This window comes from Sphingobacterium puteale, from assembly GCF_050986225.1.
In the GTDB taxonomy this organism is placed as follows: Bacteria; Bacteroidota; Bacteroidia; order Sphingobacteriales; family Sphingobacteriaceae; genus Sphingobacterium; species Sphingobacterium puteale.
Map to the genome: position 1 here is coordinate 815,268 of NZ_CP158959.1, position 10,288 is coordinate 825,555.

General features: G+C 41.4%; 9 protein-coding genes. 6 read left to right on the forward strand and 3 right to left on the reverse strand.

Translation table 11 applies throughout. The features are described 5' to 3' along the window. The first annotated feature begins 213 nt into the window (after positions 1-213). The 5 genes from uvrB to ABTV71_RS03420 all read left to right on the forward strand — a co-directional run bounded on the left by uvrB (position 214) and on the right by ABTV71_RS03420 (position 6,003). Positions 214-2,247: an excinuclease ABC subunit UvrB gene (uvrB, locus tag ABTV71_RS03400; RefSeq protein ID WP_121125609.1), complete on the forward strand. Its 2,034-nt coding sequence runs from the start codon at positions 214-216 to the stop codon at positions 2,245-2,247. A gap of 130 nt (positions 2,248-2,377) precedes the next feature. Continuing rightward, positions 2,378-2,983: an outer membrane beta-barrel protein gene (locus tag ABTV71_RS03405; RefSeq protein ID WP_433902252.1), complete on the forward strand. Its 606-nt coding sequence runs from the start codon at positions 2,378-2,380 to the stop codon at positions 2,981-2,983. A gap of 325 nt (positions 2,984-3,308) precedes the next feature. Further along, positions 3,309-4,340 carry a glutamate 5-kinase gene (gene proB, locus ABTV71_RS03410; protein WP_433902253.1) on the forward strand — a complete coding sequence of 344 codons (1,032 nt, stop codon included), beginning with the start codon at positions 3,309-3,311 and terminating at the stop codon, positions 4,338-4,340. Next, the gene (locus ABTV71_RS03415; protein WP_433902254.1) at positions 4,337-5,587 is read left to right on the forward strand and encodes a glutamate-5-semialdehyde dehydrogenase; all 1,251 of its coding nucleotides are present in this window, start codon (positions 4,337-4,339) and stop codon (positions 5,585-5,587) included. Before proB ends, ABTV71_RS03415 begins: the two co-directional genes overlap by 4 nt. 11 nt (positions 5,588-5,598) lie before the next feature. Further along, the gene (locus ABTV71_RS03420) at positions 5,599-6,003 is read left to right on the forward strand and encodes a hypothetical protein (protein ID WP_433902255.1); all 405 of its coding nucleotides are present in this window, start codon (positions 5,599-5,601) and stop codon (positions 6,001-6,003) included. 64 nt (positions 6,004-6,067) lie between these two features. Here ABTV71_RS03420 and ABTV71_RS03425 read toward each other — a convergent pair whose 3' ends face one another. Then, on the reverse strand, positions 6,068-7,204 hold the full coding sequence (locus ABTV71_RS03425) for an acyl-CoA dehydrogenase (protein WP_343563241.1): 1,137 nt from the start codon (positions 7,202-7,204) through the stop codon (positions 6,068-6,070). A gap of 287 nt (positions 7,205-7,491) precedes the next feature. Between ABTV71_RS03425 and ABTV71_RS03430 the strand changes: the two genes are divergently transcribed. Further along, positions 7,492-8,127, forward strand: a complete 636-nt coding sequence (locus ABTV71_RS03430) for a peroxiredoxin (protein ID WP_121125603.1) — start codon at positions 7,492-7,494, stop codon at positions 8,125-8,127. Positions 8,128-8,423: 296 nt separating this feature from the next. Here ABTV71_RS03430 and ABTV71_RS03435 read toward each other — a convergent pair whose 3' ends face one another. Both ABTV71_RS03435 and ABTV71_RS03440 read right to left on the reverse strand, forming a co-directional pair. After that, positions 8,424-9,530 (reverse strand): trypsin-like peptidase domain-containing protein, encoded by a 1,107-nt coding sequence (locus ABTV71_RS03435; protein WP_433902256.1) that lies wholly within the window; start codon positions 9,528-9,530, stop codon positions 8,424-8,426. Between the two features lie 24 nt (positions 9,531-9,554). Continuing rightward, the gene (locus tag ABTV71_RS03440) at positions 9,555-10,127 is read right to left on the reverse strand and encodes an RNA polymerase sigma factor (RefSeq protein WP_120261390.1); all 573 of its coding nucleotides are present in this window, start codon (positions 10,125-10,127) and stop codon (positions 9,555-9,557) included. Between the last annotated feature and the right edge of the window lie 161 nt (positions 10,128-10,288).

Genomic DNA, 10,288 nt, shown 5'->3' on the forward strand with positions numbered 1-10,288 from the left:
AATTATAGTTTGATATAAAATGGTAAAAAAATTAGTAAATTTGTGGGTAGACCATTTGATATATGGCCCTAGACCATTGTTGCACAATCGCAACGTTAGTAGATTACATCATGGAGTTTGTGTGACGGATTTTTTTAGCAGAAATGTAGTAACACACCTGCTATGATGTTTAGCGAAAGGTCGAAATAGTTTTCTTTAAGAAATAGGAATTGTATGAAATTTGAATTAACATCAGAGTATAGACCGACAGGTGATCAGCCAGAGGCAATCAAAGAATTGGTAGCAGGTGTGGAGCAGGGCGAGCAATATCAGACACTTCTGGGGGTTACGGGATCCGGTAAAACATTTACCGTAGCCAATGTAATTCAAGAAACACAAAAGCCAACGCTGATATTGAGTCATAATAAAACATTGGCTGCACAGCTGTATGGTGAATTCAAACAGTTCTTCCCGAATAATTCGGTCAATTACTTTGTTTCTTATTATGATTATTATCAGCCTGAAGCATTTATAGCCTCCACAAATACCTATATAGAAAAAGATCTGGCGATCAACGAAGAAATCGAGAAACTGCGATTGGCGACGACTTCTGCATTGATGTCCGGACGACGCGATATTGTTGTGGTCTCTTCGGTGTCCTGTATTTATGGTATGGGAAATCCAGAAGATTTCTCACGATCAATTTTTCGTTTTGGCGTAGGGATGACAATTACGCGAAATGCCTTTTTACATAAGTTGGTTGAAATTCTCTATTCCAGAACAACAACAGAGTTTAAGCGCGGTACATTTCGTGTTAAAGGAGATACCGTAGACGTATATCCGGCTTACCTGGATTTTGCGATCCGTATTTCATTTTTTGGCGATGAGATTGATGAATTGAGTGAGATCGATCCGGTATCTGGTAAGACCTTGAACAAAATGGAAGATCTAGCGCTTTTTCCTGCGAACCTTTTCGTTACACCGAAAGAGAAATTTAAGGAATCGATCTGGGCTATTCAGGATGAATTGATGCAGCGTAAGACGCAATTGGAGGAGGAAGGGCTTATGCTGGAAGCCAAACGTTTGGAAGAGCGGGTGAACTATGATCTGGAAATGATGCGCGAACTGGGCTATTGTTCCGGGATAGAAAATTATTCCCGATTCTTTGATGGCAGAAAACCGGGTATGCGCCCTTTCTGTTTACTGGATTATTTTCCGGAGGACTACCTGCTTGTTATTGATGAGAGCCATGTTACCTTGCCCCAGTTACGGGCCATGTATGGTGGTGACCGTTCACGTAAGGTCTCTTTGGTAGAACATGGTTTTCGATTGCCGGCAGCATTGGACAACAGGCCGCTCAATTTTCCGGAGTTTGAATCGCTGACCAATCAGACCATTTATGTTTCAGCTACCCCCGGAGACTATGAATTGCAGCAAACAGAAGGTGTTGTTGTTGAGCAGGTCATCCGTCCGACAGGCTTATTGGATCCTGTTATTGAGGTTCGCCCGGCGATCAATCAGGTCGATGATTTCTTGGAGGAAGTCGATAAAACAATTAAAGAAGGGGGGCGTGTCTTGGCAACGACCCTGACCAAACGGATGGCGGAGGAGCTGTCCAAATACATGACCAAGCTGAATCTGAAAGTGCGTTATATACACTCCGAAATTAAAACCTTGGAACGTGTGGAGATTTTAAGGGGATTACGTTTGGGTGAATTTGATATTTTGGTGGGAGTGAATTTGCTTCGGGAGGGATTGGATCTGCCTGAAGTCACACTTGTCGCTATTCTCGACGCTGATAAAGAAGGTTTTTTACGTTCTGAGCGCTCGCTGATCCAAACCATTGGACGTGCTGCCCGGAATGATAAAGGGCGGGTTATTATGTACGCGGATAAAATGACAGATAGTATGCGTGTTACGATAGACGAAACCAACCGGCGCCGGGATAAGCAGATGAACTATAATGTCGAACATGGTATTACGCCACGCACGGTTGGTAAGACCAGGGAAGAGATCCTGGAACAGACCTCTGTCGCCGATTTCTCAGGCGTTGAACAGAAGATTTACGTTGAGCCAGACCCTACACAGGCTATTGCAGCAGACCCAGTCATGCAGTACTTGAGCGAGAAAGATCTGAAGAAAGCGATTGATAATGTACGGAAGAAAATGGATAAAGCTGCAAAAGAAATGGACTTCTTGGAAGCAGCAAAATACCGTGACGAAATGTTCTCTTTAGAGAAAGTGTACGAGGAAAGATTCTCCTCGTAATAGTTCCTTTGTGTTAATATCTATTAATTATTGTTAATCAATATTAAGATTTGTTAAACAACGCTAAATAGCATTTTAATTAGGATTTCGCGGTGCATATTTGTGGCAATTATAAATAAATTGACCACATATGAAACATTTAATTGGCAGCGTTATGCTGTTATTTGCGCTTTCCACAGCATTTTGTCAAAGTAAGATTTCTTACGGTATAAATGCGGGATATACGAACGCTGGATCGCTATTATCCAACAAACGATCCCACAATTATAGCTTTAGAAGCATCTCTGGGATTACGGCAGGTGTTTTTGTCGAAATCCCGCTCATTGCTGGGATTTCTATTCAACCTGAAGTCAACTTTACCCAAAATGGTATGGAGGCCAAGCATACCTTGGAAAATAACTGGACCAGCTACCGGAGAAATGCAATTGATATCCCGTTGAATATTGCTTATAATATTACTATTGGCGAAGGTCGAATTTACCTTGCTGCTAGCCCATATTACGGTATTCAAATGAACGTCAACAATAATGATGGAAAGTTTTATGACGCGACAACCAATCCATCAGATTATGGTTTGGGCTTTAATTTGGGCTACAAATGGAATGGTGGCTATGGTCTTTTCATGGGGGCCAATTATGGGATGAAAGACATGAGCGTCAATGAGAATGTAAAACTCTATAACCGCACGTTTAATATCGGTTTACGATTTGACCTACACCAAATACTAAAAAAATAACATATCCTACTATATCTTTAACGAGAAGCAGCGCTCAATCAAGTGTACCACCTCAGAAAGTGCCTGACTTTTTGAGAGTACACATAAGAGTGCCTGCTTTTTTGACTTTATGCCTATTTGTATTTGAAGGGGCATCCGATCCCATCGGAGCCATCCTAATTTTCACAATCCGATATTTCCCCATTTTCGCTTTCTAATCCATTGTAATCCTTATCACTGAAGGAATGAACGGTTGAATTATATTGTTCAAATATTAACATATTTTGCAAAAATCAAATTCTTCTCACTAAATTAGAGCTTTAATCTAAACTAAAGCATACTTACAATGAAAAAGCCTATTCTCGTTGTCAAATTTGGATCGGCTTCTATTACCACGAAAGAGGGAGAAGTTGATGAACGTATTGTTTTGGAGATTGCCAGGCAGATTGCTTCTTTACAGAGGAAGTACAATATTGTCCTGGTATCTTCGGGTGCTGTTGCTGCCGGCAAGCGTTTTCTCCCCCGTTACACAGGCACGCTGTCCGAGCGGAAAGCGGCAGCTGCCATTGGGAATCCGATATTGATTAATACGTATTCCACCTATTTCAGGCCTTTTAAGATTTCATTGGCACAAAGCTTATGCGAGCGACATCATTTTTCCAATCGGGATCAGTTCCTGCAGTTAAAGAATACCTATGAGGAACTTTGGCGCAACAATGTAATCCCTGTAGCCAATGAAAATGATGTGGTGAGCAATAAAGAGCTGAAGTTTTCGGATAACGACGAACTCGCAACACTTATTGCTGTTGGATTTGGAGCTGAAAAATTATTGTTTAGTACTTCTGTTCCCGGGGTATTGGACGCGAATAATAAAATTATAGAGACTATTGAGACCATTGACCGGGATATTCTGGGATTGGCAAGAAAAGATAAATCTGCTGTCGGATTAGGTGGTATGACCTCTAAACTGAATTTTGCACGGCTTGCCAATCAGATGGGGATCGGGGTGGTCATTTTTAGCATGCAGACCGAAGATGCGATCACAAAAGCCCTCAAACATGAGACAGGTACCTTGTGTTTGCCTGAGAGTAAAAAGATCTCTTCGCGAAAAAAATGGCTAGCGAGCGGAAGTTTGATTAAGGGCGAATTGATGATTGATCGTGGTGCCGAAGAGGCTTTATTAAAACATAAAAGCTTATTGGCTGTGGGGGTAACCCGTATTGTTGAACATTTTGAGAAGGGGGAGGTGTTGAACATTGTGAATCTCGAAGGTCTGACGGTGGCCGTGGCCAGGGCGAAAATGGATTCATCTTTGTTATCTCAGTCCAGTAAAAAGAATTTAGAAATTGCGCATGCAAATGATATCGTATTGTTATGAGTGAAACAATAATTGAACAACTGAAGGCGGCAACGAAGGCAAAACAGTTCTTGCAGCAGCTTTCTCCAGAAGGTAAAAAGAAAACATTAGATGCGATTGCTGCTGCTCTTATTGAAGAAGAAGCTCCTATCCTGCAGGCAAATAAAATGGATCTGGATCGTATGGACGATGAAGATCCCAAAAAAGACCGCCTTCTACTGAATAGTGGTCGTTTGAAGGCGCTGTCCGATAGTGTAAAGCAGATTGCTGATTTGGCAGACCCAACGGATCAGCTGTTGCTGAAGAAAATGCTGCCCAATGGACTGGAAATAGAGAAAATTACTGTGCCCCTTGGTGTGGTTGGTGTGATCTATGAATCCCGTCCAAACGTGACCATTGATGTTGCAGCTCTTTGCATACAATCAGGGAATGTTTGTCTGTTGAGGGGTGGTTCTGATGCGCTCTATACAAATGTAGCCTTGCTGGAAGTCATTCATGCTGTCCTAGAAGAACAGGAGATACCAAAAGATATTGTACAATTATTGCCGGTCGATCGCAAACATGTGTCAGAATTGCTGGAGGCAACTAAATATGTGGACATTATTATTCCGCGGGGCTCACAATCTCTGATAAATTTTGTACGGGCAAATGCGAAAGTTCCGGTGATTGAAACTGGTGCGGGAGTATGTCATACCTATGTGGATCAAACTGCCGATCTCGAAATGGCAGCAAAAATTGTCGCCAATGCAAAGATCTCCAGACCATCAGTCTGCAATTCTTTGGATACGGTTTTAGTGGATCAGCAGGTGGCACCCGAGTTTTTAATTAAACTGGCACCTTATTTTGAGCATGCCGCCGTGGAAGTTTTTGCAGACACTTATGCATTTGAGCGATTGGAGCAGCATGGATTTTCAAATTTAAAGGCAGCAGAAGAAGCGGATTTCGGTAGAGAATTTCTAGATTTGAAGTGTTCGATAAAAACAGTCAATGGATTGGACGAAGCATTGGAACATATCGAAAAGTATTCTTCAAAACATTCGGAGTGTATTGTGTCTTCAAATGAGTTGGCTATTGAACGGTTTTTGAATGAAGTGGATGCTGCAGCGGTCTATGCAAATGCTTCAACGCGTTTTACGGACGGTGGGGAATTTGGACTGGGGGCTGAAATAGGTATTTCAACGCAAAAATTGCACGCCCGTGGTCCCTTTGCACTGGAAAAATTGGTAACAGAAAAATGGATTGTCCGGGGCAATGGACAGATCCGATAATAGATTTCAAAATGGGAGTAAGTTTTAAAAAAGATTTAATGGTGCGTTGGGTTGAAGATATCGGAAAATTTCTTCGTATTTGGATCGAAGGATATGATGCTTTTGCCGAGCCTAGTGACCCGGCTTTATTTGCAGATGCCTATAAAAAGTATTTTGACAAAGATCGCGATTTTTATTTGCTGCTCTCTGATGATGAACTTACGTCCTATTCAAGAGAAGCATTGCAAGCACAGCAGCTACATCCACTGGCGTTGACCTTCTTCTTTGATGGGTTGAATGTACAGGGTGAAGAACAGCAGAATTTATTGCGGAAAGCAAAGCTCCTCTTAAATTTGGCGATGGCTGAGACGGCGAGTTTTTCTTTTCAGGATTATCAGTACCTGTCGATGATAGATAGTAAATTGAATAATCAATAAAAAAATTCAGTTCGTTTCTTTAAATGCGAACTGAATTTTTTATTCTAAGCAATGTTGTACGTTTTTACCGCAAGATTTCCCGCGCAATGACCAGCCGTTGTATCTCGGATGTACCCTCATAGATCTGGGTGATTTTGGCATCACGCATTAGTCTTTCTACATGATATTCTTTCACATAACCGTAACCGCCGTGTACCTGTACAGCTTCGACGGTATGTTTCATGGCTACCTCAGAGGCATGAAGCTTGGCCATTGCGGCCTCCTTTCCATACGGCAGCCCCTGATCTTTGGTCCATGCAGCCTTATAGGTCAACAGTCGGGCCGTTTCGATATCGACTTCCATATCGGCCAGTTTAAATTGGATAGCCTGATGTTCCGAAATAGGTTTTCCAAATGTTTTGCGTTCCTTGGCATAGGCAAGTGCCAGATTGTAAGCACCGGCCGCAATACCCAAGGCTTGCGCCGCGATGCCTATACGACCTCCATCAAGAGTTTTCATGGCAAATTTAAATCCAAAACCATCCTCACCGATACGATTTTCCTTTGGAACTTTAACATCGGAAAATAGCAAGGAATGTGTGTCTGAACTTCGAATTCCCAGTTTATTTTCCTTTGGTCCAATGGTGAAACCCGGCAGTCCCTTTTCGACAATCAACACATTGATTCCTTTATGACCTTTTTCTGGATGAGTCTGTGCAATAACGAGGTAGATATCGGCGTGACCGCCGTTTGTAATCCAGTTCTTCGTGCCATTCAATAGATAATGATCGCCTTTGTCTTCGGCTATTGTATGTTGCGAGGAGGCGTCAGAGCCTGCCTCAGGTTCCGAAAGCGCAAATGCGCCCAGTTTCTCTCCCTTGGCAAGTGGAACCAGATACTTTTGTTTTTGCTCTTCGGTTCCGTAGGCGTTGAGTCCATATAGTACCAACGAATTATGTGCTGAAACAATAACGGCTGCAGATGCATCAATTTTCGCGATTTCCTCCAATACCAGAACATAGGCCAGGGTATCCATACCGGCACCGCCGTAGGCCTCTGGGGTCATGATACCCATAAATCCAAGTTCGGCCATTTGTTTGACAAAATCGGTAGGAAATTGGGCCTCCTCGTCCCGTTGTATGACGCCTGCTTTTAGTTCCTGGGCAAACTCCCGCGCCGCATCACGGATCATTTTATGCTCTTCGCTTAATTCAAAGTTCATGATATCTCAATTTTTATGGTCTATAACTTATCATAACTGTAACTGTTTACAAATCACCGCGAAGCAAAAATGTTTTTAAAACCCGCAGTAGGAGCGCTAATTTCAATCCATTTGTTGGAGAAATAGATCACTTATACCCAAATATACTAAATATATATTATGCTTGCATAGTATTTTAGGTTTGTTTTTCATCTGAATCTAAAAAAATGGGGAATTATTTGTTTGCTAAATTTAATCTACTATATTTGTAGAGTATGTAGTTTTGAACATATTTAAATGATAAGATTATGAGTTTAAGATTAGGAGACGAAGCGCCAAATTTTAAAGCGCAAACGACTATTGGTGAAATAGATTTTCACGATTATATTAAAGACAGTTGGGTGGTGTTTTTTTCACATCCTTCTGATTATACACCTGTATGTACAACGGAGCTAGGTCGTACGGCGAAATTGAAATCTGAATTTGACAAGCGAGGAGTTAAAGCGATTGCCTTGAGTGTAGACAACGTTACCGATCATTTGAACTGGATCAAGGATATCAATGAAACACAGCAAACAGAAGTTAATTTTCCGGTTATTGCCGATGAGGATCGCCATATTTCCGAGCTTTACGATATGATTCATCCAAATGCTTCGCTGACGGCAACTGTACGTTCGGTTTTCATTATCGGCCCGGATAAAAAAATAAAGTTGACATTGACATATCCTGCATCTACAGGACGTAATTTTGATGAAATCTTACGTGTAATTGATTCACTGCAGCTTACCGCCGATTATCAGGTTGCAACACCCGCTGACTGGAAACATGGCGAAGATGTCATTGTTGTCCCTGCGATCAAAACGGAAGATATCCCAGCAAAATTTCCGAAAGGATTTAAGGAAATCAAACCTTATTTAAGAACAACGCCACAGCCTAATTTATAATCAATTAGGTGTGAAATTCTTATAAAAAGAGGGAGCGTCCTGTAAGAAAGGATGCTCCCTCTTTTATTTTGCCCAGGTCCTTCATTAGCTCTTTTCGAGTGCCTATCGCAGGGAATTTCCTTCTTAGGATAGTTTCTTTTGTTAGATCCTATCTCATAGGAACTGCGAACCTCAATTGGAGCTAGCGGAACAATTCATTATTTGCATCGAAATCACTGCTGGAGGCAAATATTGCCCCAGCAAAAAAAGGCGATACTTAAGTACCGCCTTTTTTTATAAGCATTAAGGTTGGAGTCTTAATAGACTTTAACCATATAAATATAGTCTTGTATTTTTTTGATCTGTTCTGTTCTTGGTAAACCTGCCAAAGCATTCTTTTTATTGATTTTTACGCCCGTGGTTAATGAGTCGCTCGGAATATCAGCAAGCGCATTCATGATTGACTTGGTTTTGATGGCAAAAGCAGCACCATCTATTCCTCTTTGTTTACCGGAGATAATACCGATCACATTGCCTCTGCTATCCAATACGGGGCCACCACTGTTTCCGGGATTGACAGGAACGGATATTTGATAAGCGATCGTGTCACCCGCGTAACCTGTTGACGAGCTTAAGTATCCTTGTCCATATACTGCTTCATCACGTGGAAAGCCTATGGTATAGATATCTTCTCCTAAATCTGAAGTAGACGTTTTGAAGGTATAAGGCAAGCTTTTGGACTTTTTGAAGTTTTTATCGGCAATATATAGGATTGCTAAATCTTTGCTGGCGTCGGTGTGAACTACTTGCGCTTTGTAGGAGTTCCCTTTACTATTTTGCAGGTAAATGGAATCAGCACCGCTGACGACGTGATAGTTTGTTACCACATAGCCATCTGTTGTCAACATAAAACCGGTTGCTCCAAATTGACTTTCGCTACTTTTAACCGACTTTTTATCGTTGATATCTTTTATTGCGGCGTTGTGGGCATTGACATTTTTTTTGACATTATTCATGTCGCGGCGCAACGCGCTGTAATCCGAAGAGGCTTTTTCCAGGTTGCTATAATAGCCACTCAGCCATAAAGTGCCAAATACCGCAAATACTGCTACAACTGCAGCTACTAAAGAGCTTGCTTTGATCCGTTCCCAAAGTGATATAACGGTAGATTGTTTTATCGGAACCACTTTTGCAGTTGGACTTTGGGATGCATGATATTCCTTGGCTGAGTTAGCCAATACTTTTTTGAAATCAAGCCTTTGGCTGGTTTCCTTCATATGGGCAACAAAGTCGCGGTGTTGTTGTAATTGGGCAGCATACGAAGGGTTTTCAGCACAAAAAGATTCGAATGCGGCTTTTTCCGCAGCAGAGAGCTCCCCGCGCAGATATTGATCAGCCAATTCGAAAAATTCTTTTTGATTCATTGTTCCCATGGTGTTACTCAAATGTTAATCTGTTGAAAAAAATATTTTTTTCAGCCGTTGCAGGCATTTATATTTTTGAGTCTTGGCGTTGTCTGTGTTGGTGTAACCGAATTTTTCACAGATGTCCTGCATCGAGTGGTTTAAGATATAGAAATCATGTAAGATTGTCTTACAGGGTTCCCCCATTTTCTCTAGCGCAAGTTCCATTTGATCGAACTTTTTTTCAAGTTCCTGATGCTGTTGTAAATCTTCTTCCTCAAATAGGGAATCTTCATACCCGCTAATGTCACTATTGCCAAAACCAGCACGATTGAGTTGCTTTAGCCAAAGCCTTCGGCAAATCGAGTAAAGATATGTTTTGAGTTTGCTGCTGAGCTCAAAGTCACCTTTAGCAACCTTATCATAGAGCACAATCACCGCCTCTTGAAAGATATCTTTTGCTTCATCCTCACTTCCATTGTTTTGCAGTATCATATGGCTTATGGACGGATAATATCGTTTATAGATACTATCTATCGCCAAGCTATTGCCTTCTTTGAGGCCTTCAATGATCTGCTCATCATTTTCTAGCAGGACTGATTTACTGAATTTACTCACCTATTAATACCTTAATGCCTAAATTGTAACCCTTTGAAAAATGAAAATCTTCAAAATATTTTCAAACGTAAACTTTTATTTGTTGAATGCGAAATCTACGCCCAAAAATACTGCTTATTCCCTGAAACCGAAAGCATTTGTTTTTGCGCCTATATTCGGAT